The 25387-nt window shown below is 62.9% G+C and carries 14 protein-coding genes and 2 pseudogenes; 7 read left to right on the forward strand and 9 right to left on the reverse strand.

What is annotated here, in order from left to right:
* Nucleotides 1–4: 4 nt before the first annotated feature.
* The 8 genes and pseudogenes from AC07RO_RS14605 to AC07RO_RS14640 form a co-directional block, all read right to left on the reverse strand.
* Nucleotides 5–1288, reverse strand: a pseudogene (locus AC07RO_RS14605) (amino acid adenylation domain-containing protein); the annotation flags it as partial.
* A 78-nt stretch (nucleotides 1289–1366) separates the two neighbouring features.
* Nucleotides 1367–9180 (reverse strand): annotated as a pseudogene (locus AC07RO_RS14610) (amino acid adenylation domain-containing protein); the annotation flags it as partial.
* 128 nt (nucleotides 9181–9308) lie between these two features.
* On the reverse strand, nucleotides 9309–10649 hold the full coding sequence (locus AC07RO_RS14615) for a lysine N(6)-hydroxylase/L-ornithine N(5)-oxygenase family protein (protein ID WP_495086362.1): 1341 nt from the start codon (nucleotides 10647–10649) through the stop codon (nucleotides 9309–9311).
* 163 nt (nucleotides 10650–10812) lie between these two features.
* Nucleotides 10813–12507 carry a multidrug ABC transporter permease/ATP-binding protein gene (locus tag AC07RO_RS14620; protein WP_495086363.1) on the reverse strand — a complete coding sequence of 565 codons (1695 nt, stop codon included), beginning with the start codon at nucleotides 12505–12507 and terminating at the stop codon, nucleotides 10813–10815.
* Nucleotides 12508–12552: 45 nt separating this feature from the next.
* Nucleotides 12553–13104 carry a sigma-70 family RNA polymerase sigma factor gene (locus AC07RO_RS14625; RefSeq protein WP_427686577.1) on the reverse strand — a complete coding sequence of 184 codons (552 nt, stop codon included), beginning with the start codon at nucleotides 13102–13104 and terminating at the stop codon, nucleotides 12553–12555.
* Nucleotides 13105–13251: 147 nt separating this feature from the next.
* A complete protein-coding gene (gene nudK, locus AC07RO_RS14630) occupies nucleotides 13252–13830 on the reverse strand; it encodes a GDP-mannose pyrophosphatase NudK (protein ID WP_346626431.1) in 579 nt (192 codons plus the stop codon).
* A 587-nt stretch (nucleotides 13831–14417) separates the two neighbouring features.
* Nucleotides 14418–15344, reverse strand: coding sequence for a Gfo/Idh/MocA family protein (locus AC07RO_RS14635; RefSeq protein WP_495086364.1), 927 nt, complete (start codon nucleotides 15342–15344; stop codon nucleotides 14418–14420).
* Between the two features lie 66 nt (nucleotides 15345–15410).
* Nucleotides 15411–16598, reverse strand: a complete 1188-nt coding sequence (locus AC07RO_RS14640; RefSeq protein ID WP_495086365.1) for a XylR family transcriptional regulator — start codon at nucleotides 16596–16598, stop codon at nucleotides 15411–15413.
* 190 nt (nucleotides 16599–16788) lie between these two features.
* Here AC07RO_RS14640 and xylA point away from each other — a divergent pair, with 190 nt between their 5' ends.
* From xylA to AC07RO_RS14665, 5 genes are all read left to right on the forward strand, one after another.
* Nucleotides 16789–18105, forward strand: a complete 1317-nt coding sequence (gene xylA / locus AC07RO_RS14645) for a xylose isomerase (protein WP_495086479.1) — start codon at nucleotides 16789–16791, stop codon at nucleotides 18103–18105.
* A 327-nt stretch (nucleotides 18106–18432) separates the two neighbouring features.
* Nucleotides 18433–19434 carry a D-xylose ABC transporter substrate-binding protein gene (gene xylF / locus AC07RO_RS14650; protein WP_346629674.1) on the forward strand — a complete coding sequence of 334 codons (1002 nt, stop codon included), beginning with the start codon at nucleotides 18433–18435 and terminating at the stop codon, nucleotides 19432–19434.
* A 224-nt stretch (nucleotides 19435–19658) separates the two neighbouring features.
* Nucleotides 19659–21245, forward strand: coding sequence for a D-xylose ABC transporter ATP-binding protein (gene xylG, locus AC07RO_RS14655; protein WP_495086366.1), 1587 nt, complete (start codon nucleotides 19659–19661; stop codon nucleotides 21243–21245).
* A complete protein-coding gene (locus AC07RO_RS14660; protein WP_192174285.1) occupies nucleotides 21242–22378 on the forward strand; it encodes a sugar ABC transporter permease in 1137 nt (378 codons plus the stop codon). The genes xylG and AC07RO_RS14660 overlap by 4 nt, the downstream gene beginning before the upstream one ends.
* A 439-nt stretch (nucleotides 22379–22817) precedes the next feature.
* Nucleotides 22818–23003, forward strand: a complete 186-nt coding sequence (locus tag AC07RO_RS14665) for a CopG family transcriptional regulator (RefSeq protein WP_495086367.1) — start codon at nucleotides 22818–22820, stop codon at nucleotides 23001–23003.
* Nucleotides 23004–23008: 5 nt separating this feature from the next.
* Here the strand turns inward: AC07RO_RS14665 and dusA are convergent, their stop codons facing one another.
* Nucleotides 23009–24019, reverse strand: coding sequence for a tRNA dihydrouridine(20/20a) synthase DusA (dusA, locus tag AC07RO_RS14670; RefSeq protein ID WP_495086368.1), 1011 nt, complete (start codon nucleotides 24017–24019; stop codon nucleotides 23009–23011).
* A 457-nt stretch (nucleotides 24020–24476) separates the two neighbouring features.
* Between dusA and AC07RO_RS14675 the strand changes: the two genes are divergently transcribed.
* Entirely contained in the window at nucleotides 24477–24920 is a 444-nt protein-coding gene (locus AC07RO_RS14675) for a CsgE family curli-type amyloid fiber assembly protein (protein WP_346629671.1), read from the forward strand.
* Nucleotides 24917–25360, forward strand: a complete 444-nt coding sequence (locus tag AC07RO_RS14680; RefSeq protein ID WP_282373398.1) for a curli assembly protein CsgF — start codon at nucleotides 24917–24919, stop codon at nucleotides 25358–25360. The genes AC07RO_RS14675 and AC07RO_RS14680 overlap by 4 nt, the downstream gene beginning before the upstream one ends.
* Nucleotides 25361–25387 lie beyond the last annotated feature (27 nt).

Consider the following 25387-nt stretch of genomic DNA (forward strand, 5'->3'; position numbering starts at 1 on the left):
TTTCGATTTCGCCCAGCTCGATGCGCTGGCCGCGGATCTTCACCTGGAAGTCCGCACGGCCAACGTATTCCAGCGCGCCGTCGGCGTTCCAGCGGGCCAGGTCGCCGCTGCGATACAGCCGCGCACCCGCCTCGCCAAACGGATCCGGCAGGAAGCGCTCGGCGGTCAGCCCTGGCCGCGCGGCATAGCCACGGCCCACGCCGACGCCGCCGATGTACAGCTCGCCCACCACACCGGGCGCCGCCAGTTGTAGATGGGAATCCAGCACGTAAAGGCAGTTGTTGTCGGTGGGTCGGCCGATCGGCATGTTGGCGTTGAGCGCCGGCGCGGCGATCAGGGTGTGCAGCGCGACATCGTCGGCGCACTCGGCGGGGCCATAGGCGTTGACCAGCGGCACCTCGGGGTAGCGCGCGAACCAGCGCGCGGCGAGGTCCGTGGTCAATGCTTCACCCGTCGGCAGCAGCCAGCGCAAGGCATCGAGGCGCTGGGGCGCGACCGCGAGCATGGCGTCGATCACCGCCGGCACGCACTCTAGGACGCTGACCTGATTGGCCGCCACTTCTTCCAGCAGGCGTTGCGGGTCCTGCACCACGGCGTCCGGCAGGATTTCCACGCGCCCGCCGAACAGCGGCGCGGTCAGGAATTGCCATACGGAAATGTCGAACCCGGTGGCGGCGGTCTGGGCAATGACATCGCCCTCGCCCAGGCGCAGATACGGCAGCTTGGACATCTGGTTGTTGAGCATGCCGCGCTGGTTGACCATCACCCCTTTCGGCTCGCCGGTGGAGCCGGAGGTGTAGATGACGTAGGCCAGTTGCTCGGCGGTGGCGTAGCGGCCGGGGTTCTGGTCAGCGAGGGAATCGCTTCCGGCCAGCACGTCCTCAAGCACCCGCACACGGGGCTTGCGTTCAGCCAGCGCAACGATCGCCTCGACCTGGGGCAGACATTCGCGGGGCGTCAGCAATACCGGCGCAGCGCTGCTCACCAGCATGCGCGCGCTGCGCCCGGCCGGATGGCGATCATCCAGGGCCAGATAGGCCGCACCGGCCTTGAATGCGCCGACGATCATGCTCAACAACGGCAGGCCGCGCGGAGCAAACAGCGCCACTACGTCATCGCCCTGCACGCCCGCTGCGATCAGGCCGTGACCGATGCGGTTGGCCTGACGATTCAGCTCGCGGTAGGTCAGGCTGTGACCCTGACAGCGCGCCACTTCCTGGGCAGGATGGGCCAGCACCCGCGCCTCGAAACGCTCCAGGTAGCTGATGTCGTACCAGTGCTTTTGCACCGGGCCGAGCCCTTGGGCCAGCAACTGCTCGCGCTCCGTTTGCTCAAGGATCTGCAACTGGTTCAGCGTTTGCTGCGGATTGTCGATCAACTGCGTGAGCAGACGACGGAAGTGGCTGACCAGCGTGCCCATGTCGGCGTCGTCGAAGTGCCGGGTGTCGTAGGTCAGCTGCAATTGCAGGGATTCGCCCGGCAGCAACACCACGGTCAGCGGATAGTTGGTGTGGGTGCGGTTGGCCAGCGGATTAATGCGGTATTCGTTCACGGCCTGCTGCACCTCGGCGCCCAACGGAACGTTCTCAAAACAAACAGGCTGTCGAACAGCGGCTGACCGCGCGGGGTGTCGGCGAGCAGCTGAATGTCGGCCAGGGACAAATGTTCGTGCTGGCGCATGTCGGCGTTCTGTCCCTGCAAGGCGTTGAGCAGGTCCAGCGCCGAGGCGCCGATGCCGGGCCGACGGATGCGCAGCGGCAAGGTGTTGATGAACAGCCCCAGTGCGCCTTCGATGCCTTCCAGCTCGGTCGGACGACCGGCCACGGTGACGCCGAACAGCACTTCGTCGCGGTCGGCATGGCGCATCAGCAACAAAGCCCAGGCGGCCTGCACGAAGGTGTTGGCGGTCAGGCGATGCTGACGCGCTTGTTCGGCGAGTTTTGCGGTCTGCTCGACGCCCAGCGCCAGGGTGACGTCGCGCATCTGCGTTTCACCCTGCTGGTTACGCTGCACACTGTGGCGATACGGCAGCGGCGTGACGTCGGTGAAGCCCGCCAGCGCGTTGCGCCAGTAATCGCGGCTGACCGCTTCGTCCTGCTCGGCGAGCCAGGCGAGGAAGTCGCGGTACGGCCGGGCCGGCGGCAGGCTGACCTGACGACCCTCCAGGAGCGCGCGGTAATGGGCGAAGAATTCGGTGAGCATCAGGCCCCGGCACCAGGCGTCGATCAGCGCGTGGTGGTGGCTCTGGACGATGCGAAAATCCGCTTCGCCGAACATGATCAGGCGCAGGCGCAGCAAGGGCGCGCGGGCGAAATCGAAGCCCTGTTCGCGCTCGCTTTTCAGCAGCTCATCAAGCTCGGCTTCAGCGGCTTCGCGAGACAGATGGCTGAGGTCGATCAGTTGCACCGGCGACGGCACGCGACGCATGACAATCTGACGCTGCACGCCGCTTTCCAGCCCATGAAACGCCGTGCGCAACGCAGGGTGACGCTGCACCACGTGCTGCCAGGCGAATTTGAACGCGTCGAAATCCACGTGGGCGCCGACGTCGTACTGGTCCTGCATCAGGTAGATGCCGTTGCCCTGCTCCAGCAGGCTGTGCAGCAAAATGCCCTGCTGCATCGGCGCCAGCGGCAGGATGTCTTCGATCTCCCGCGCAGGAATGCCCAGCCCGTCGAGATGTTCCTGATTCAAGCCCGCCAACGGGAAATCCGAAGGCGTGAGGCCGGCGTTGGTTTCGTCGCTGCAATGGGCGATCAGCTGCAGCAACTGCGCTTCATACAGCGCCACCAGTTGCTCGATGCTGTCGCGGCTGAAGCGTTCGCGGCTGAAGGTCCAGCCCAGTTGCAACTCGCCGTCGCGCACCTGACCATCCACCGCCAGGGCATTGGCCAGCGGCCCTTGGGGGTCACGCAGAGTGTTCGGCGTGCGGCTCGACAATGCGAACAGCGCGCCCTCGCTGTCGTCGAAGCGACCGAGGTAGTTGAACGTCACGCCCTGCCCGATCAGCTCCGGCAACTTTGCGCCAGCCAGGTACTTCAAGACGCCGTAGCCGAGGCCTTTTTCCGGTACCGCACGCACGGTTTCCTTCACCGACTTGAGGGTGGCGATTGCGTCATCCTCGGCGTCCAGCGCCAGCGGGTACAGGCTGGTGAACCAGCCGACGCTGCGGCTCAGGTCTAACTCGCAGGTGACGTCCTCGCGGCCATGACCTTCGAGGCTGATGACGTGGCGACGGCGGCCGCTCCACTGCCACAGCGCCTGGGACAGCGCCGCCAGCAGCAGATCATCGATGCGTGTGCGGTAGGCGGCCGGGGCTTCGCTGAGCAGGCGGCGGGTGGCGGTCGCATTGAGGGTCAGGTGCAGGGTTTCGCTGTCGCCGACAAGGCTTTCCACCGACGCATCACCGGGCAGGACGGCATCGGCGGCGTGCAGCCCTTGCCAGTACGGCAGCTGTTTTTGCAGTTCAGGGCTGTGCGCCAGGGTGGTCAACGACTGCGACCAGGTCTGGAAGCTGGCGGTTTTATCGGCCAATGCCACGCGCTTTCCAGCCGCCAGTTGGCTGTAAGCCAGTTGCAGATCTTCCAGCAGCACCCGCCACGAGACGCCGTCCACGGCCAGGTGATGGATCGCCAGCAGCAAACGCGCTTCGCCCGACGGCAGGCGCGCATGGACCACCCGCAGCAGCGGACCGGTGTCGATGTTCAGGCTGCGCTGGGCTTCGTCGTTCAGTGAATCGAGGTCTTCTTCGCGGCTAAGTTCACAGGTCCACAGCACGCGCTCGGCACTTTCGCTGTCGCGGTAGCGCTGCTGCCACTGCCCTCCATCGTTCTGATGGAAGCTCAGACGCAGGCTGTCGTGATGGGCCAGCACGGCCGCGAGGGCCTGTTGCAGACGCGCGGTGTCCAGCGCCTCGGGCACGTCGAGCAGCAACGACTGGTTCCAGTGTTGACGCTGGGCGATGGGCAGGCTGAAGAAGCGCGCCTGAATCGGCGTCAGGGCAAACTCGCGGGGTGCAACGGCTGCCGTAACAGGCGCGGCTACAGGTTTGGCTTCGGCCACCGTGGCGACCTGGGCGAGTTCGGCGATCGTCTGTTTTTCGAACAGCTGCTTGGGCGTCAGGCGAATGCCCTGACGCCGGGCACGGGCGATGATTTGCAAGCTGAGAATCGAGTCGCCGCCGAGGGTGAAAAAGTTGTCGTGACGGCCCACCGCCTCGACGTTCAGCGCCGCTTGCCACAGCGCGGCGAGTGCGGCTTCGACCCCTTCACGGGGCGCTTCGAAATCGTCGGACGCCAGGGCCGGCGTCGGCAGCGCGTTGGCGTCGAGCTTGCCGTTGGCGGTCAGCGGGAAGGCATCGAGGGTCAGGATGTGGTTCGGCACCATGTAGTCCGGCAGGCTCTGGGCCAGCTGTGTGCGCAGCGCCTCGCCGTCCACCGTTGCACCACTCGCCACCAGCGCATAAGCGATCAATTGGCCGCGATCATCGACGCGCACGTGGGCGTCACGCAGGCCGTCCAGCTGGCGCAGGCGCTGGGCGATTTCACCCAGGGCCACGCGGTAGCCGCGCACCTTGACCTGATCGTCGGCACGGCCGAGGAATTGAATCTGCCCGTTGGCCAGCAAGCGCGCGCGGTCACCGCTGCGGTACAACCGCGTGCCGTTGCCGCTCGGATCAGGAATAAACGCCGCAGCGGTCATCGCCGGACGCTGGTGATACCCGCGCGCCAGACCCGGCCCGCCGATGTACAGCTCACCGACGTCGCCCTGCACCACCGGCTGCAGTTGGTCGTTGAGAATCAGCGCCACGGCATTCGGCAGCGGCCGGCCGACGGGCACGCTGTCGCCCATCGACTCTTCAAACGCCTGATTGCTCAGCACGCCGACGGTGGTTTCGGTCGGGCCGTAGTGATTGATGACCCGGCAGCCGGGTTTCAGGCGTTTGACCTGGGCCACCAGCTCCCACGGCAGCGTATCGCCGCCAAGGATCAGCGCGTGTTCCGGCAGCACATCGGCCGCATTCGTCGCCTGCAACAGACCGTTCAAATGGGTCGGCACGATCTTCAGCACACCCACCTTGTGCTCGGCCATGTACGCGGCGAAACGGTCGGCGTCGTTGGTGCGGTCGGGGCTGATCAGGTGCAGCGAACGCGCCGAGCACAGCGCGCCGAACAGCACGGTGTGGCCCAGGTCGGCGCCGACGGTGGAGACCATCGCCATGCTCGCCTCGGGCGCCAGATCAAGACGGGCAAACAAGCCCTGGACGTAATTGGCCAGGGCGCCGTGGCTGATGACCACCCCTTTCGGCGTGCCGCTGGTGCCGGAGGTGTAGATCAGGTACGCGGCTTGATCGGCGTTTACGGGCACATCTAGTGCTGTCGCCTTCAACGAACGCCACGCGGCATCGGCAGCCACATTGATAACGTCGCCAATGAAGTCGTCCGGCGCCGCCACATCGCTGATCAACCCGCTTGCGCCACTGTCGGCCAGGACAAACGCCTGACGTTCGGCCGGCCATTTCGGGTCCATCGGCACAAACGCGGCGCCGCTCTTGAGCACCGCCAGCAGGCCGACGACGAACTCCTGCGAGCGCTCCAGCAGAATGCCCACACGACTTTCCACGCCCACACCGGCCTGACGCAGATGCTGCGCCAGTTGGTTGGCCTGGGCATCGACCTCGGCAAACGTGGCGCTGCGCTGTTCGTCTTGCAGGGCCAGACGATTCGGTTGTGCGCTGACACTGGCATTCCACAGGCTCAGGACATCGGTGGCCGGGAACGTCACGGATTCGGCAGCGATGGAGGAAGGTTCGGCGCCGATCTGCAGATCAGCCAGCCGAACCTGAGGTTGCGCCACCACTTGCGCGCAGATCCACAGCAGATCACCCGCAAGACCGGCGATGCGCGGCTCGTCAAACAGGTCGCAGGCATAGGTGAACACCGCCTGAATACCGTCGGCGTCGTCGGTGATGTCCAGGCCTAAATCGAAATGCGCCGAGTAGTCGTCGAGCTGGCTGACGTCCATGCGCACGCCGGCCATTTCAACGTTCTGCGGCAGCGGGAACTGTTGGGTGAATTTCACCTGGCACAGCGGGTTGTGGCTGAGGTTACGGGACACGCCGAGGGCTTCGACCAGTTGCTCGAACGGCAGGTCCTGATGGTGTTGCGCGCCCAGCGCGGTGTGGCGCACGGCCTCAATCAGCGTGCTGAACGACTGCTGCGGCGACACCTCGCTGCGCAGCACCAGGGTGTTGACGAACAGGCCGATCAGGCCTTCGGACTCGGTGCAGGTCCGCCCCGCCACCGGGACGCCGACGCGCAAATCGGTCTGGCTGCTGTAACGCTGCAACAGGGTTTTGTAGGCGGCGAGCATGACCATGAACAGGGTCGCGCCGTGTCGGCTGGCGAGGTCGCGCAGGCTTTGGCTCAAGTCGCGGTCGAGGGCGATGGCGTAGCGGGCGCCGCGGTGGCTTTGTTGCGCCGGACGCGGGCGATCGGCAGGCAGATTCAAGACGGTCTGGGCATCACCCAATTGCTCACGCCAGTACGCCAGTTGGCGCTGCCCTTCCCCACCGGCCAGACGCGCGCGCTGCCAGGCGGCGAAGTCGGCGTATTGAATCGGCAGTGGCGGCAGCGCCGGATCTGCGCCCTGTACATGGGCGCTGTACAGCGCGGCGAACTCCTTGAGCATCACTTGCACCGACCAGCCGTCGGCGATGATGTGATGCAGCACCAGCACCAGTTGCTGCCGATCCGCCGCCAACCGCACATTAAGCACACGCCACAGCGGACCGTTCTGCAAATCCATCGGTTGCTCGACGGCTGCTCTGGCCAATTCGCTCAACGCGTCCTGCGGGTTAGTGTCCTCACTCAGGTAATGCCGTTCAATCAGCACCGGGCCCGGCGCGTGAATGCGCTGCACCAGCTTTTCGTTGGCGTCGATGGCGAAGGTGGTGCGCAGGCTTTCGTGGCGGGCGGCCAGATCGTCGAAGCTGCGTTGCAGCGCGGCGTCATCCAGTGCGCCGCTGAGGCTCAACTGGCCGCACAGGTGATAGGCGCTGCTGTCCGGCTCCAGCTGCGCGAGGAACCACAGGCGCTGCTGGGCAAAAGACTGCTCGGGGTCACTGTCACGGGACATCAGCGGTACGCCAGCAGGGCGTTCGGCGCTGCGGGGCTGGGTGGAGACGTGGACAGCGACGTGGGCGTTGAAGGCGCCGAGGGTCGGGTGCTCGAACAGGTGCGCGGGCTCAAGTGTCAGGCCCAGCTCACTGTTCAGGCGCGACAGCACTTGCACCACGCCGACCGAATCACCGCCACGGGCGAAGAAGTGGTCGGCGGCATTCAGGTCGCTTTTGCCGAGGACTTCCTGCCACGCGGCCAGGACTTCTGGCAGCAACGGCGATGCATCAGCGGGAACGTCTGCGCTGTCCGTATCGAGCAAGCGGCCGTCCTGCCAGATCGCGAAGCTGTCGAGGCTGCCGTTCTGCCAGCCGCTGCGGCAGGCGGAACGTTGCAGCTTGCCGCTGGTGGTGCGCGGCAGTGCGCCCGGCTCCAGCAGCACAATGACTTTCGGCGCCACCAGAAACAGCTCGGACACCGCGTCGCGCACCGCTTCACAAATCATCGGCGGCTTCATCAGACGGCGCACGTTCCGGCTGATTTCCAGGGCCAGGCCAACGCCTTCGACGCCCTGCTCGTCCGTCACCGGGAAGGCGGCGATGCGCCCGCGACGCAGCAGCTCGACGCTTTTCTCCAGCGCCTGTTCGATGTCCTGGGGGTACAGGTTCTGGCCGTTGAGGATGATCAGATCCTTCAAGCGACCGGTGATGAACAACTCGTTGTCGCTGGCAATGCCCAGATCGCCGCTGCGCAACCAGCGCTGGCCGTCTTCCTCGACGAAGGTCTGCGCGGTCGCTTCGGCGTTCTGCCAATAGCCCTGGGCGACGCTTGGCCCGGCTATCCAGATTTCGCCGACGTGGCCGGACGCGAGGGGTTGCAGCGTGGCCGGATCGACAATCCGCAGGTCATGATCGGGCCGGCACCAGCCGCACCCCGGCAGACGACTCTTCGCATTCTGATTGGCGAACACCGCCTCGGCTGCATCCCCGGCGGCGAGCTGGCTGCCGTCGAAATGCTTGATGCCGAACGGCCTGTCGCGCTCGGCGGCGCTCACGTACAGCGTCGCTTCGGCCAGACCATAGCTCGGGGTCAGGGCGCGGCGGTTGAAACCGGCCGGCGCAAAATGCTCGCTGAAGGCATCCAGGGTGGCGATGCGGATCGGCTCGGAGCCGGAAAACGCCAGGCTCCAGTTGTCCAGTGTCAGGTTTTTCACCGCACTGGGTTTGATGCGCTCGACGCACAGGCGATAGGCGAAATCCGGGCCGCCGGAGAAGGTCCCGCCGTACTGACTCATCGCTTCCAGCCAGCGCGCCGGGCGGCCGAGGAAGTAGTTCGGCGACATCAGCGTCAGCGTGCCGCCGTAGTACAGCGGCAACAGCAGACCGCACATCAGGCCCATGTCGTGGTACAGCGGCAGCCAGCTGACCCAGCTCTCCAACCCCGAATCGGAGACGAAGTGCCGGGCCATGGCGACTTCGTTGGCCATGAGATTGTCGTGGGAGACCATCACGCCTTTTGGCGCGCTGGTGGAGCCCGAGGTGTATTGCAGAAACGCCAGCGACGCGGTGTCGATCAGCGGCGCCTGAAAGCCTGCGTGGCTGTCGCTGATCTCCTCGACTGCCGCGAAACGTCCGCCAGCGGGCATGAACGGCTGCAACAGGTGTTGGAATTTATCCAGGTCTTCCCGGCGCCCGAGGACCATCTGCGGCGCCGCGTCGTGGAGGATGCCGGTCAACCGGTCGAGATGGGTCTGCCGGTTGTACTCGGGGGCGAAGGCCGGCACCGCGATGACCCTGGCGTACAAACAGCCGAGGAACGCCGCCGCGTAATCGGCGCCGGTCGGCAGGATCAGCACGCAGCGCTCGCCGCCCTGCACACCGAGGTGCTGCTGCAGGCAAGCGGCAATCGAACGCGCCTTGGCATCCAGTTGGGCGTAGGTGGTCAGCAGCGGCGGCTGGTCCTCGTGGACGATGTGTCGAAGGGCAATCCGGTCCGGCTGGGTCTGCGCATAAAAGCCCACCAGTTCGGGAAAATGCGCGGCCTGATCTCGTATGGATTTCATTCTTTCACCTGTTTGTATCGGCAAGGCTCAACCCGCAGGCCGCGCAAAGGCGGCCCACAACGTTGTGAGAAAAGAGTGGGTGGCCGTTTACGACCACCGCAGTGACGGGCTTTTTTGAAGGCCCGGGCTTAGCGCGCGAGCTTCAGCGCTACGCGAGGCTCAGCCTGCAACGACCCATGCCCAGAGCGCGCCGAACACGGTTGCGCCTGATCGCCGAAGATCGATTCGACGACTTCCTGAGAACGGATCGCCAGCACCGACAACAGCGTGTCGCTCAAGCCGTGGCTGTCTTCGCAGCAACCCTGCAGGAAAATCCCCGCTTCGCTGCCGGGGGTCAGGGGCAAGCGGTAGTGACGGTCGACGTTGGCGCCCTGGATGTATTGCTGAATGCCCGAGAGCAGCTCCAGGTGATAGTCGCGGCGATAACCGGTGGCAAGCACGACGACGTCGAAGGTCTCGCTGTGCATCTGGTCATGGGGCGCATCGCGCAGGAACAGTTCGATGCCGTCAGCGGCGACTTCGGCGTGCACCACTTCGCGGTTGGTGAGCATGCGGTGACGCTCTTCGCCGCGCACCTTCTGCTGGTACATGCGCTGGAAGATGGTCTCGATCAGGTCGGTGTCGACCACCGAATAGTTGGTGTTGCGGAACTCGTCGAACAGCGCGACGCGGCGCTCCTGACTGTGGTTGAAGATGGTGTCGGTGAACGACGGGTTGAAGATCTGATTGACGAAGGGGCTGTCATCGGACGGTTTCAGCGCACTGCCACGAATCACCAGGGTGGCCTCGACATTGTCGAAGCGCGAGGCCAGGTCTTCGAAGATTTCCGCCGCGCTCTGGCCGCCGCCGACCACCGCCACGCGCACCGGGCCAGGGCGATTGGCGAGGAGTTTTTCGATGCCGCCGCGATAGCCGGCAGAGTGCAGCACGCGCGCGTCTTCAAGTCCGTCGAAGGCCGCCGGCGACTGGGGAATGCCGCCGATGCCGAACACCAGATTGCGCGCGCGACGACGGGAGATTTCGCCATGCTCATCCCGGGACAACACGTCCATGGCGACAAAGCGGCCGTCTTCGAAATGCGGCTCCACCGACATCACTTCGGCGCCGTAATGGGCCTGTTCGTTAAAGTGGGAAGCGGCCCAGGTCAGGTAATCGGTGTATTCCTCGCGGGTCGGAAAGAAGGTCTTCAGGTTGATGAAGTCCTGCAGGCGGCCGCGCTCGTTGAGGTAGTTGACGAAGGTGAAACGGCTGGCCGGATTGCGCAGGGTCACCAAGTCCTTGAGAAAGGAAATCTGCATGGTGGAACCGTCGATCAGCATGCCTTCGTGCCAGTTGAACGCCGGCTTTTTCTCGAGGAAACAAACGTGGGGCGCCAGACCGCTGCGCTGGGCATGCTCCTGGGTGGCGATGGCCAAAGCCAGGTTCGACGGGCCGAAACCGATGCCGATGAAGTCGTAGACGAGTTCCATGCTTCCCTCTCGTAAGGCGCGATGCGCGATCGACTCCGGCAGCCGGACGACAAGGTCGCTGGCGCCGGATGGCAGTTCACGCGCATCAAAAATGTTTAAGACTGATTCTCATTAACATGACGACTGAGGCTGACGGCTGTTTAGTCCCGGTCGCCGAAAATTCTTACAACGCCTCGGCTGTGTTCATCTGGTAGGCGGCACCGATCTCCTCCACCGCGTCGCGGCTGGCGTTTTCGCGGCGATCACCCTGCAGCTCGCTGAGCTGCCCGGACTCCATCTTCACCAGACGGTCGGCGAGGTCGAAGTACTGGTCGTCGTGGCTGATGGCAAACACCGTGACGCCAGCCTTTTTGAACATCGGCAGCAGCTCGCGGTAGAAAAAGCGGCGGAACAACGGGTCCTGATCGGCGGCCCATTCGTCCAGCAGCAGAACGTCGCGCTTCTCCAGCAGCGCCAGCATCAGCGCCAGGCGCTTGCGCTGCCCCTGGGAAAAACGCGTGTCGAGCAAGTGCCCGTCGGCGAGCTGCACCTTGTGCTTCATGTGCAGCTTTTCCAGCCAGTGCTCGACATCCGCCACGTCAGCGTTCTGCCCGTCGGGACCGAGCAATTGCGCAAACAGGTGGAAGTCGGTGAACACGCTGGCGAACAGCTGACGATAAGCCAGCCAGTCGTCCGAACCGATGACCTGGCCGTCGATCAGGATCGCCCCCGCCGACGGTCGATACAGCCCACTGAGCAAGCGTGCCAGGCTGGATTTGCCGCTGCCGTTGCCGCCCATGAGGAAGACCGTTTCGCCCCGGCGCAGGATCAGGTTCACGGGACCGACATCAAAACCGGGCTCGTCGCCTTGGGGCGCGTAGTGGTATTCGACGTCGCGCAGTTCGAGGGTCTGCCAGTGACCGGCGATGTGGCTCGGGGCGACGTCGAAGCTTTCGTGGTGCTCGGCCAGGGCCAGGGACTCGACTTTATCCAGCGCCACGCGCCCGGAGATCTGCGCCGGAATCGCTGCCACCGCCAGCACCAGCGGCGTGCGCATGAACAGCACGGTCAGCGCATAGGTCGCCGCCACTTCCGTCGGCGCCCAGCCCAGGCCGTTGGCCAGGTAAAACGCCAGGCCGATGGTGCCGAGGACCATGATGTTGGCCCAGTTGCTGGCCAGGCCGTGATACCGGTCCGCCAGGGTGAAATGCTCGCGGTAGCGCTGGGCGGCGACGTCGAAGGTTTCTTCGTACAGCCGCCGGGCGCGGTCGCGATTAAGGGTCAGCTCCTTGCGCCCGTCGATCACGCCCTGGTAGCTCTGATAGAGCTTGTCTTCGGACTCACGCAGCGCGCGGATGTGGGCGTTGAGCTTGCCCACCAGCAACCAGCCCACGCCCAGGGTGAACGCCATCCAGCACAGGGTGGTGATGAACAGCGACGGCGACAGCCAGGCCAGGTAACTGAACGACGCGACGCTGAGCACCGAGCCGTAGATCAGGTCCGGCAGCTGCACGAAAGCCATGGTCACGGCGCGAATGTCGCTGGACAGGCTGGCGAAGATCTTCGCCCCGCCGATGGATTCGATGCGCTCGATGTTGGTGTCCAGCAGGCGTTTGACCATCACCCGGCGCAGGCCATAAACAAATCGATGACCCAACGCCGTCAGCGACAACGACGCACCGGACGCCAGCGCCAGCAGCACGGCGAGCATCAGGCCAAATTGCCACAGCGCCGTGCCGAGGCCTTCGTGGCTGCTGATCATGCGTTGGTTGACGAAGGCAATCACGCCGACGCTCAACAGCCCGCTGCTGACGCTCAGCAACAGCACCATCGCAAGCGGCCAGCGGTATTGCTGGAAGACCAGACGAACTAATTTCATGAATGACTCCGGGCAGTGAAAACGAAAGACATGACGCGGCGATGCCTAGAGCTCGCCGAGCCGCGCGCGGCAGTGAGACAGGGTGTCGCGCAGGAGGAAATTGACCATGGTCGGCGAGGTGCCGATGACCTTGGCCACGTCGCGCTGGGTGTAGCCCTGGATCTGGCTGAGGTCGAAGACGATGCGCATGCGCTTGGGCAGTTCGTTGAGCGCGCCGACCAATTGACCGAGGGACTCGCGACCGGCCAGCACGCGCTCCGGGGACACCTCGAAACGGATCTGCTCTTGCTGCTCGGCTTCGGCGCCGTGGTTGCGTTCGAGACGCTGGCGGCGAAGACGGTCAATCGACAGATTGCGCACGACGCGAAACATGTAGCGCGCAGGTTCCGTGGACGCGAGGTCGCTTTCGAGCATCTTCACGAAAGCGTCCTGGACCACATCTTCGGCGCGGGCACGACAGCCGAGGAATTTCGCCGCGAGGCGCAACAGTGCCTCGCGGTGGGTGTTGTAGGTGCCCATCAGCGCCTCGAGGCGCGGGTCTCTCGCGCCACGGGTGGCGCCAACACAAGGTGAGCCAAGCCGGGTGGGCTGGCTCATTGCAGGGCGAAAATCCATCTTGTTCGACATCCCTGGTAACAAAGGAACGCGAAGGATAACGCAAACGATTCTCATTGCAACGTAAGAAAGTTTACCGATGGGTGAAACTTTTTCGTCGCGCTCCGAGTCGTTCTGGCCCTGCCGTCTTCACTTCATCAGGCGCAGCTCCAGGTATTGCAAGAGCATGATGGTCTTGCCGTCGTTGATTTCGCCGCTTTCCACCATGGCGATGGCCCGCTCGAAATCCAGCTCCAGGACTTCGATGTCTTCGCCCTCCTCTTCCAGCCCGCCGCCATCGCTGACCCGATCATCGGGCTGATATTCGCCGATGAAAAAGTGAATGCGCTCGGTCACCGAACCCGGACTCATGAAGGCGTCGAAGATCTTCTTCACCGAACGCACGACGTAGCCGGTTTCTTCTTCGGCTTCCATGCGGATGCGCTCTTCGGGGCTGGCGTTGTCCAGCAAGCCTGCTGCCGCTTCGATCAAATAACCATCGTGGCCGTTGACGAAGGCCGGCATGCGGAACTGGCGGGTCAGCACCACGGTGCGGCGTTCGAGGTTGTACAACAGAATCGTCGCGCCATTGCCCCGGTCGTAGACCTCGCGGGTCTGCGATTGCCAACTGCCGTCACGGCGTTGCAGCTCGAAGCTGTATTTCTTGAGCACGTACCAGTTGTCGGAGAGGAGTTGTTCATCGGTGATGCGAATGGGGGTGGAAGGCATGGTGGTCCTTATGGGTAGGGGGTGGTTGGATTGGGCTCGGGCGGCTACCGAGGATTAGGCAATGACGCAAACCTTGTGGGAGCGAGCTTGCTCGCGAAGGCTTGGGTACATCCGCCGACTAACTCAGCGGACAAGACACCGTCTTCGTGAGCAAGCTCACTCCCACAAGGGCAGCGTTTGCCTTGCGAAAGCAGCGCGTCAGAAAGATGGGCTCTGCTCAATCATGACCACACCAGAGATGTATCAGTTGCCGCAAATCCTGTGGGAGCGAGCTTGCTCGCGAAAAGTGGCGCAGCTGCAAGGGCATCTCTCTGAAAAACCCCGAACTATTATTTCCATCGATTGCCAACATAGGCACGAACGCCGTTCTGTTTGCCCGTGCAAATCCGGATGATGGCGGCACTGATTAACCAGACAAGGATTTGCCCGCAATGTCCATCAACATGACCATTCTGTTGACCCTGATCGTTTCGTTCTCAATCGCTCTGGCCGGCGTGGTGCATATCTGATCTGACACTGGCCGCACAAGCGCAGTCAGCGCCGAAGCCCGATCCAGCACACAAGACCGGGCCATCGATCGTCTTTTTTTATTCGTAAAAAGCCGCCACCGTCTCCTTGCCGCCAACAAAAAAGCTGTCGGCGACGATGCGCAGCGGCTGCAAATCCAGATCGCTCTTGCCCGCGTCGATCAGCCGCGCGAAGTGCCCGTACATGGCCGGGTACTCGCCCTCCTCCGACACGGTCTGCGCCACGCCGTCGATGCTGACCTGCGCGCCGCCGGCGTCCAGGCGCATGACGCCGTCGTTGCAGTGCAGCTCAATGCTCCACTGCTCGTTGACGCTGTGATCGAAATCCAGTTCGGCGATCACCCGCACCTCCTCGCCGGAACGCATCTGCAGCGACGCCGCAATCGGCGACTGGCAGTTGCTCGGCACGCTCAGGTTCGCCGACTCGACGAACAGCGCATGGGGAAGCAATTCGGTGACGATCGACAGCGCGTTGATCCCCGGATCGAACACCCCCAGCCCGCCCGCCTGCCAGATCCACGCCTGACCCGGGTGCCATTTGCGCACCTGCTCTTTCCAGTCAATTCGTACCTGCTTGAGGGTCTTGCCCTCCAGCCATTGCGCCGCATTGCTCACGCCCGGGGCGAAGCGTGAATGCCAGGCAAATAGGCCACTGACGCCCGCTGTATTGACCTCGTCGATCAGGGCAAGGGCTTCGCCCAAGGTCGAGCACGGCGGTTTTTCCACCAGCACGTGTTTGCCGGCCTTCAGCGCTTCTTCAACCAGCGCAAAACGCCCCTGAGGCGGCGTGCAAAAGGCGATGGCGTCCACTGCCGGACCTTCTGCCAGCAGCTCAGCCAGCGAGCTGAAATTGGGCACGCCCGGACAGTGCTGACCCAGCGTCGCCACGGCCACCAGCTCAAAGCGGTCACTGGCGTGGATCGCCGGCACGTGCTGGTCCTGGGCGATCTTGCCGTAACCCACCAGCCCTAAACGAATCGGATGCATCGATGACTCCTGTGATGTTGTCGTTGTTATGACAGACGCGCCCCAAACGGGACGCCCTAAAGCAAATCAAAGAATCGGTACTGCCTCGCCCTGCTGATATTGGCGGGGGGTGCAGCCGAACTCCCGGCGGAACACCGTGTGCAGGTATTGCGCGGATTTGAAGCCACAGCTTTGCGCGATGTCGGCGATGGCCGTATCACCGTGTTTCAGCCCTGACGCGGCGGCGGTGAGTTTGAAGCTCAAAATCTCGTCATGCACGCTGCAGCCGCGCTCCTTGCGAAAGTGCGATTCCAGGGAAGAGCGGGAAATACCGACGTAGCCCGCGACCTGGGCGGTCTTGATGCCCTGACACGCGTACTGGCGAATGAAGTGCAGCGCCTGCATGACGTGCGGATTGCCCAGCGGCTGATGCAGGCTGGAGGCCTGAACGTTGATGGCCTCGGGCGGCACCAGAATCTGGCTCGCGGTCGAGGGCATGCCGTGGAGCATTTGGTGCAGCAACTGCGCCGCCGTGCGCCCCATCAGTTGAGTCCCCTGAGTGACCGAACTGAGCGGCACCCGCGTCAGGGTGCGGGTCAGCGGGTCGTTGTCGATGCCGATCAGCGCCACCTGCTCGGGCACCGCAATGCCCGCTGTCAGGCACGCCTGCAGCAACTGCCGCGCGCGGGCGTCGCTGACGGCGATGATGCCGATGGGTTTGGGCAGGCTTTGCAGCCAGGTGATTTGCTGTTCGACGGCGCTGTCCCACAATGGCGCGCTGGTGCTCAGGCCGCGATAGACCTCGCCGTACAAACCGTCGCGCTGCAACAGCCGGCGGAAGGCTTTTTCACGCTCCTGGGCCCAGCGATTGCTTTGCGCTTCCGGCAGGCTGAAACAGGCGAAGCGCGTCAGGCCAGCCTCGATCAGGTGCTCGTAGGCCAGCTTGATCAGGGCGAAGTTGTCGGTGGCGACGTAGGGAATGTGCTTCGGATAGGCCCGCTTGTCCTCGTAGGAACCGCCCACGGCCACCACCGGCACCGTGCTTCCGGCCAGGGCCTCGCCGATCAGCGGATCGTCGAAGTCGGCAATGATGCCATCGCCCTGCCAGCGCTCGATGCCCTTCAGGCGGCAGAGAAAGTCCTCTTCCAGAAACAGATCCCAGGTCGCGCGGGTGCTGCTCAGGTAATTGCCGATGCCGGTGATGATGCCGCGGTCGTAGATCTTGCCGCCGTTGAACAACAGGGCGATGCGGTGAGCGGGCGGGACGGTTTTCATTATTGTTCCCCGGGCCTGTGAAGCGAGTCGGCACAGACTAGGCCTGCGCCGGGGGAATCTCAATACTCAAAATCGAACACCGGGTTGGTGATTTTCGCAATCGGCGCGGACGGGGCCGTTGCTAGTATCGGGATCAGCCAAGAACAAAACCATGAAGACCGCCGTCAACAAAAACAATAAGGAAACCCCGATGCCCTGCTTCCCCGATGTCGACACCATTCGCTACGAAGGTCCCGGCAGCGAGTCGCCCCTCGCCTTCCGCCATTACGACGCCAACAACATCATCCTCGGCAAGCCCATGCGCGAACACCTGCGCATGGCCGCCTGCTATTGGCACACCTTCGTCTGGCCGGGCGCTGACATGTTCGGCGTCGGCACCTTCAAGCGTCCGTGGGTCAAGCCGGCGGACGCCATGGACCTGGCGCGTTTGAAGGCCGATGCGGCGTTCGAATTCTTCTCAAAACTGGGCATCGACTACTACAGCTTCCACGACACCGACGTAGCACCCGAAGGCGCGAGTCTGAAAGAGTACAGCCACAACTTCGCGCAGATGGTCGACGAGCTCGAACGCCATCAGGAACAGAGCGGCATTCAACTGCTGTGGGGCACCGCCAACTGCTTCAGCAACCCGCGCTTCGCCGCCGGTGCCGCGAGTAATCCGGACCCGGAGGTGTTCGCCTTCGCCGCCGCTCAAGTGTTCAGCGCGATGAACGCCACCCATCGGCTCAAGGGTTCGAACTACGTGCTGTGGGGCGGTCGCGAGGGTTACGAGACACTGCTCAACACCGACCTCAAGCGCGAGCGGGAGCAACTGGGCCGCTTCATGGCCATGGTGGTCGAGCACAAACACAAGATCGGCTTTACCGGCGACCTGTTGATCGAGCCCAAACCCCAGGAGCCGACCAAGCACCAATACGATTACGACACGGCCACGGTGTTCGGCTTTCTGCAACAGTTCGGTCTGGAGAAAGAGATCAAGGTCAATATCGAGGCCAACCACGCCACCCTCGCCGGGCACAGCTTTCACCATGAAATCGCCACGGCGGCGTCCCTTGGCATCTTCGGCAGCATCGACGCCAACCGTGGCGATCCGCAGAACGGCTGGGACACCGACCAGTTTCCCAACAGCGTCGAAGAGCTGACCCTGGCCACCTACGAGATCCTCAAGGCGGGCGGTTTCAAGAACGGCGGCTATAACTTCGATTCCAAAGTGCGCCGGCAGAGCCTGGACGAGATCGACCTGTTCTACGGCCACGTCGCGGCCATGGACGTGCTCGCGCTGTCGCTGGAACGGGCGGCGGCGATGATTCAGGACGATAAGCTGCAGGCGTTCAAGGACCAGCGCTACGCCGGCTGGGACCAACCGTTCGGGCGCGCCGTGCTGTCGGGGGATTTCAGTCTGGATGCCCTGGCGCAACATGCCATGGACAACGAACTCAACCCGCAGGCCGTGAGCGGTCGCCAGGAAATGCTCGAAGGCGTGGTGAACCGGTTTATCTATCCCTGACAACAGGCGCCCGCGATCTGCTGGATGGATGCTATGTCTTTCGTAGGACCGGCTTCAGCCGGGAAGAGGCCAGTGGTGGCACCCTCACATTTGCAGTGTGACGACTGACGCATTCCCGGCTAAAGCCGGTCCTACAGTCGAGGTCATCGCCAATGCCGTTGGATGGACGCGATGGGTGAGCAGGACCGGCATCAGAGGGGAATTACGTTGGTTACATTCTCACGACAATTCCCCGCTCGCGGCGCACAACCAGTATCTACAGTTTCACCGGAAAACCCGTACACGCTCGGACAGTGTCTCTAAACAAAAATAACAGGACGCACCCCCATGAAGAGTTTCAAGACCACCCTGCTCGCCAGTGCCCTGGCCCTGCTCAGCCTGCCCGTCATGGCCGATTCGGCCCATCCGAAAATCGGCTTTTCCATCGATGACCTGCGCCTCGAACGCTGGGCCCGGGACCGCGACTACTTCGTCGCAGCGGCAGAAAAAATGGACGCCAAGGTGTACGTCCAGTCCGCCGATGCCAACGAAGGCAAACAGATCTCCCAGATCGAAAACCTGATTTCCCGCGGCGTCGATGTCATCGTCATCGTGCCGTTCAACGCCACCGTGCTGACCAACGCCGTCGCCGAAGCCAAGAAGGCCGGCATCAAGGTGGTGTCCTACGACCGGCTGATCCTCAATGCCGACATCGACGCCTACATCTCCTTCGATAACGAAAAAGTCGGCGAAATGCAGGCGGCTGGTGTGCTCAAGGCGGCCCCGAAAGGCAATTACTTCCTGCTCGGCGGCGCGCCCACCGACAACAACGCCAAGGTCCTGCGCGAAGGCCAGATGAAAGTGCTGCAGCCGGCCATCGACAAGGGCGACATCAAGATTGTCGGTCAGCAGTGGGTCAAGGAGTGGAACCCGACCGAAGCCCTGAGCATCGTCGAAAACGCCCTGACCAAAAACAGCAACAAGATCGACGGCATCGTCGCTTCCAACGACGCCACCGCCGGCGGCGCCATTCAGGCCCTCGCCGCGCAGAAACTGGCCGGCAAAGTGCCGATCTCCGGCCAGGACGCCGACCTGGCAGCGGTCAAGCGCGTGATCGACGGCACCCAGACCATGACCGTCTACAAACCGCTGAAACTGATCGCCTCGGAAGCGGCGAAACTGTCGGTGCAACTGGCACGCAACGAGAAGCCTACGTACAGCTCGCAGTACGACAACGGCGCGAAGAAGGTCGACACCATCCTCCTGACCCCGACGCCGCTGACCAAAGACAACATCGATCTGCTGGAGAAGGACGGGTTCTACACCAAGGATCAGATCGCGGGTAAGTAGCCTTCTTGTCATTTCGCCCGCTTTCTCAGCAAGTACGGGGGCCATGTGGGAGCGAGCTTGCTCGCGAATGCGGTGTTACAGCCAAAAAGTTTGTCAGGGCTGTCTGACCTCTTCGCGAGCAAGCTCGCTCCCACCAACGCTCATCTGCCGTGAGAGCTGCTGTGTGAAAACCAGTGCGGGCGGAGCTCGATCCCTTACTGGCTGCTTCTGCACGAGATCCCGCAATGTCCGATTACCTGCTGCAAATGAATGGCATCGTCAAATCCTTCGACGGCGTCAAGGCGCTCAACGGCATCGACATCAAGGTGCGGGCCGGCGAATGCGTCGGCCTGTGCGGCGAGAACGGCGCCGGCAAATCGACGCTGATGAAGGTCCTCTCGGCGGTCTATCCCCACGGCACCTGGGAGGGTGAAATCCTCTGGGACGGCCAGCCGCTGAAGGCGCAATCCATCAGCGAAACCGAGGCTGCCGGGATCGTCATCATTCATCAGGAACTCACCCTCGTCCCCGACCTGTCGGTGGCGGAAAACATCTTCATGGGCCACGAACTGACCCTGCCGGGCGGGCGCATGAATTACCCGGCGATGATCCACCGCGCCGAAGCCTTGATGCGCGAACTGAAAGTGCCGGACATAAACGTCGCCTTGCCGGTCTCGCAATACGGCGGCGGTTATCAGCAACTGGTCGAGATCGCCAAGGCGCTGAACAAACAGGCGCGCCTGCTGATCCTCGACGAACCCTCGTCGGCCCTGACCCGCTCGGAAATCGAGGTCCTGCTCGACATCATTCGCGAGCTCAAAGCCAAGGGCGTCGCCTGCGTTTACATCTCCCACAAGCTCGATGAAGTCGCCGCCGTCTGTGACACCATCTCGGTGATCCGCGACGGCAAGCACATCGCGACCACCGCCATGGCCGACATGGACATCCCGAAGATCATCACGCAGATGGTCGGCCGCGAGATGAGTAACCTCTACCCCACCGAACCCCACAGCGTCGGCGAGGTGATTTTCGAGGCGCGCCACGTCACTTGCTACGACGTCGACAACCCCAAACGCAAGCGCGTGGACGACATCTCGTTCGTGCTCAAGCGCGGGGAAATCCTCGGCATCGCCGGGCTGGTCGGCGCCGGGCGCACCGAGCTGGTGTCGGCGCTGTTCGGCGCCTACCCGGGCCGCTACACCGGCGAAGTGTGGCTGGACGGCAAACCCATCGACACCCGCACGCCGCTCAAATCAATCCGCGCAGGCCTGTGCATGGTGCCGGAGGACCGCAAGCGTCAGGGCATCATTCCGGACCTGGGCGTGGGCCAGAACATCACCCTGGCCGTACTCGACAGCTTCGCCCACCTGACCCGCATCGATGCCGAGGCCGAATTGGGCAGCATCGGCAAGGAGATCGCGCGCATGCACCTGAAGACCGCGAGCCCGTTCCTGCCGATCACCAGCCTGTCCGGCGGCAATCAGCAAAAAGCCGTGCTGGCGAAGATGCTGCTGACGAAGCCGCGGGTGCTGATTCTCGACGAGCCCACCCGCGGCGTGGACGTTGGCGCCAAGTACGAGATCTACAAACTGATGGGCGCGCTGGCGGCCAGCGGCGTGTCGATCATCATGGTGTCGTCGGAGCTGGCCGAAGTGCTCGGCGTCTCAGACCGGGTGCTGGTGATCGGCGACGGCCAGTTGCGCGGGGACTTCATCAACCAAGGCCTGACCCAGGAACAGGTGCTCGGGGCCGCGCTCAGCCAATCCGGCGACACTGCGTACAACAAAAACAATAACGACCGGCCAGGTGCTGTGGGAGACGCGCGTCAATGAATCAACTCAAGCAACTGTTCACCCGCTACAAAATGCTCGCGCTGGTGATCGCCATCGCGGTGATCTGGCTGTTCTTTAGTTGGCAAACCGACGGGGGGTTTCTGACGCCGCGCAACCTGTCCAACCTGCTGCGGCAGATGTCGATCACCGGGATTCTCGCCTGCGGCATGGTGCTGGTGATCATCAGCGGCGAGATCGATCTGTCGGTGGGTTCGCTGCTCGGCTTGCTCGGCGGCGTGGCGGCCATTCTCGACGTGGTCTACCACGTCCCGCTGCCGCTGAACCTGTGCATCGTCGCCGGATGCGGACTGTTGATCGGCCTCGCCAACGGCTGCATGACCGCGTACCTGCGCATCCCTTCATTCATCGTCGGCCTGGGCGGCATGCTGGCGTTTCGCGGGATTCTGCTGGGGATCACCGGCGGCACCACCATCGCGCCGGTGTCGCCGGAACTGGTCTACATCGGCCAGGGTTATCTGCCGCCGCTGGTGGGGATCGTGCTCGGCGTGCTGCTCTTCGCGCTGACGCTGTTCCTGACCTGGCGCCAGCGCAGCAACCGCGCGTTGCACGGGCTGGCCGCCCATTCGCTGGCACGGGATGTGGTGCGGGTCGTGGCGATCGGTGCCGTGCTGGCAGGCTTCGTCTACACGCTGAACAGCTATGACGGGATTCCAGTGCCGGTTCTGCTGCTGTTGGTCCTGCTTGGGGTGTTCAGCTACATCACCAGCCAGACCGTGTTCGGCCGGCGGATCTATTCGGTGGGCAGCAACATGGAAGCCACGCGCCTCTCCGGGATCAACGTGCAGGCGGTGAAGTTGTGGATCTTCGGGATCATGGGCGTCATGTGCGCCCTCGCCGGCCTGGTCAACACCGCCCGTCTGGCCGCCGGTTCACCGTCGGCGGGCAACATGGGTGAACTCGACGCCATCGCCGCCTGCTTCATCGGCGGCACCTCCATGCGCGGCGGCTCGGGCACCGTCTACGGCGCCCTGCTCGGCGCCCTCGTCATCACCAGCCTCGACAACGGCATGTCCATGCTCGACGTCGACAGTTACTGGCAGATGATCGTCAAGGGCAGCATTCTGGTGCTGGCGGTGTGGGTGGATGTGAGTACGCGGGCGGGACGGCGGTGAGGGGTGGATCAGGTCAAGCCGCTGCATTTTCGGCGCTTGGCAAACCGCCTTCGCGAGCAAGGTGAAGCGCCACCCCGGTCGCTCCCACAGGATGGTGGTCTGGCTAGGGATTTCCGGTTGGCACAAAACCTGTAGGAGTGAGCTTGCTCGCGAAGAGGCCGGTACAGCCGCCGCATTTTCAGCGCCTGAAATACAGCCTTCGCGAGCAAGGTGGAGCGCCACCCCGGTCGCTCCCACAGGATGGTGATTCGGCTAGGGATTTTTCGGTTGTTGCAAAACCTGTGGGAGTGAGCTTGCTCGCGAAGAGGCCGGTACAGCCGCCGCATTTTCAGCGCCTGAAATACAGCCTTCGCGAGCAAGCTCGCACATGTTGGCTATCGTCTGCCCCGACGCGGCAGACCGCGTAACATTCGGCCAACTACTCAAACAGGAGGTTTCCATGACCGGACCATCGCCGAACCATCCGCAAGACCTACTTCACTCCCCCACCCATCTTGCCAAGCCTCAGGAACAAGACAGTGCACTGACCGCCGAGATCGAACAGGCCGTCAGAGCGGCCGACGCAGGTAAATTCGCGACCGATCAGCACGTCGCAGAAATGCGCGCACGGCGCTGGACGCGATAATCTGCTCACCGCCCCTCCAGCAACTCCCCCGCCCGGTCCAGCAACCCCAGCGGGTCGTCCGTCTTGTGAATGTCCACCGAGAGCATCTGCCGAAACTTGCGCGCCCCGGGGAAGCCGGTGCCCAGGCCCAGCACGTGGCGGGTGATGTGGTGCATCGAGCCGCCGTCGCGAAGGTGCGCTTCCACATAGGGCCTCATCAGCGCCAAAGCTTCGGCGCGAGTGATCTGCGGGGCATCGCTGCCAAACAGTTCGCGGTCCACGCCTGCCAGCAGGTACGGGTTGTGATACGCCTCGCGACCGAGCATCACGCCGTCGAAGGTGTTCAGGTGTTCCTGGCACTGCTCCAGGGTTTTGATGCCGCCGTTGAGGATGATCTCCAGCTCGGGAAAGTCCTGCTTAAGCTGCGCGGCGATGTCATAGCGCAGAGGCGGGATGTCACGGTTTTCCTTCGGCGACAGGCCTTCAAGAATGGCGATGCGGGCATGCACGGTGAAGCTGGTGCAGCCGGCATCGCGCACGGTGCCGACGAACTCACACAGCTGCTCGTAGCTGTCGCGTCCGTTGATGCCGATGCGGTGCTTGACCGTCACCGGAATCGTCACCGCGTCGCGCATTGCTTTGACGCAATCGGCGACCAACTGCGGATGCCCCATCAACACTGCGCCGATCATGTTGTTCTGCACGCGATCGCTCGGGCAGCCGACGTTGAGATTGACTTCGTTGTAGCCCGCCGCCTGTGCCAGCCGCGCACTGGCGGCGAGGTTGGCCGGGTTGCTGCCGCCCAGCTGCAGGGCCAGCGGATGCTCCGCCTCGTCGTGGCGCAAGAAGCGCTCGGTGTCGCCGTGCAGCAATGCGCCGGTGGTGACCATCTCGGTATAAAGCAGCGCATGCTTCGACAGCAGACGCAGGAAGAAACGGCAGTGACGATCCGTCCAGTCCATCATCGGGGCCACGGAAAAACGCCGTGAAGGCTCGGACGGCAGGCGGTCGGTGCGGGGTTCTGTGATAGGCAGCATGGGAGCAATAAGCAGGTCGGTCGAAGAGGACGCGCATTCTAACAGCTTGCACGCCCGGCTGAAGGGGACGCTGCTGAAACACGCCCCCCCTTGCAGGACCGACTTCACCCGGGACTTGAATAAGCCGGTGGTGAAAAAAACGTTTAACAACTAACTCGACAACACGCAGTCATAACCTGAACTCACTTTCCAAACATTAGCAAGCTAACAACCTCCCGTTTAAGCACCCCCCCATTAATTCTCAATAGACGCTATTTTAATAAGTCCGCTTCCTGGCAGATAATTTGACGCCATTGATTCGCACCCCTCTTGCGCCACCGCCTTTTAAACAAACTTATTTAAATAAGTACGTAAGTTGACGCCAACAAAATAAATGAACTTTATTTTAATTAACCACTGGCAAAGTATTTTTATTGAGATATAACAAGTAACAACCTGCACACACGAACGTACAAACATGACAACCCGTAAAGTCATCGGCTTATGGCTGCTGCCCCTGTGCGCCGCCACCACGGTGTTTGCCCAGCCCAGCGTGAACACTTCCACGACGGTTGAACAGCACCGGACTCTTAACCACCGTGATGTCGGCGGCATTGTGATCGGGCAGACCATGACCCTGGCAGGCCGGACGTTTTATGACAGTTTTGCAAACACCTGGCGGGAAAAAGATGAAGCGGAAACATTCACTGTGACCATCACCGAACGCCCTACTGCGCGTTTAGGCAGTCAGGTATTCGTGGATTATGGCAATCGCCGCTTGTTTCAAATGTTCCTGCCGCCCAACCGCACGCTTATTCCGGCCATTGCAGCCGACGCGGCCGGCCAGGTGTACCAGGCCATTCTTGATTATCAATTGGCACAATTCTTTGGCGACCCGGACATGGGACGAGACGAGCTATGAAAGCACTCACTATTAATCGCAGTTTGGTGGTTGTCGCCAGCCTCGCCTTGTTGGCCGGCATCTGTTCAGGCGTTCAGGCAAGCGAACTGGCGTATGTGCCGAACAACCCGTCATTTGGCGGCAATCCGCTGAACGGCCCGGTGCTGCTCAATCAGGCCCAGGCGCAAAACCATTACGTCGAGAAGTCTTCATCGTCGGGCGCTTCCGGGCAGACCGCGCTGACCCAGTTCAACAGCATGTTGCAGAGCGCGATTCTGAGCCGGGTGTCGTCGGCAGTGACGTCCAGCATCGTCGGTGCCAACGGCCAACTGGTGCCAGGCACCGTCGAAACCACCGACTTCCGCATCGCAATCACCAATCTGCAAGGCGGCCTGTTGCAAATCGTCACGACCGACAAGAACACCGGCCAGACCACCCAGTTTCAAGTGAATCAACCGTAACACCCGTCGCATCCGCTACCCCGCAAC

The organism is Pseudomonas sp. GW821-FHT07F05, assembly GCF_059418765.1.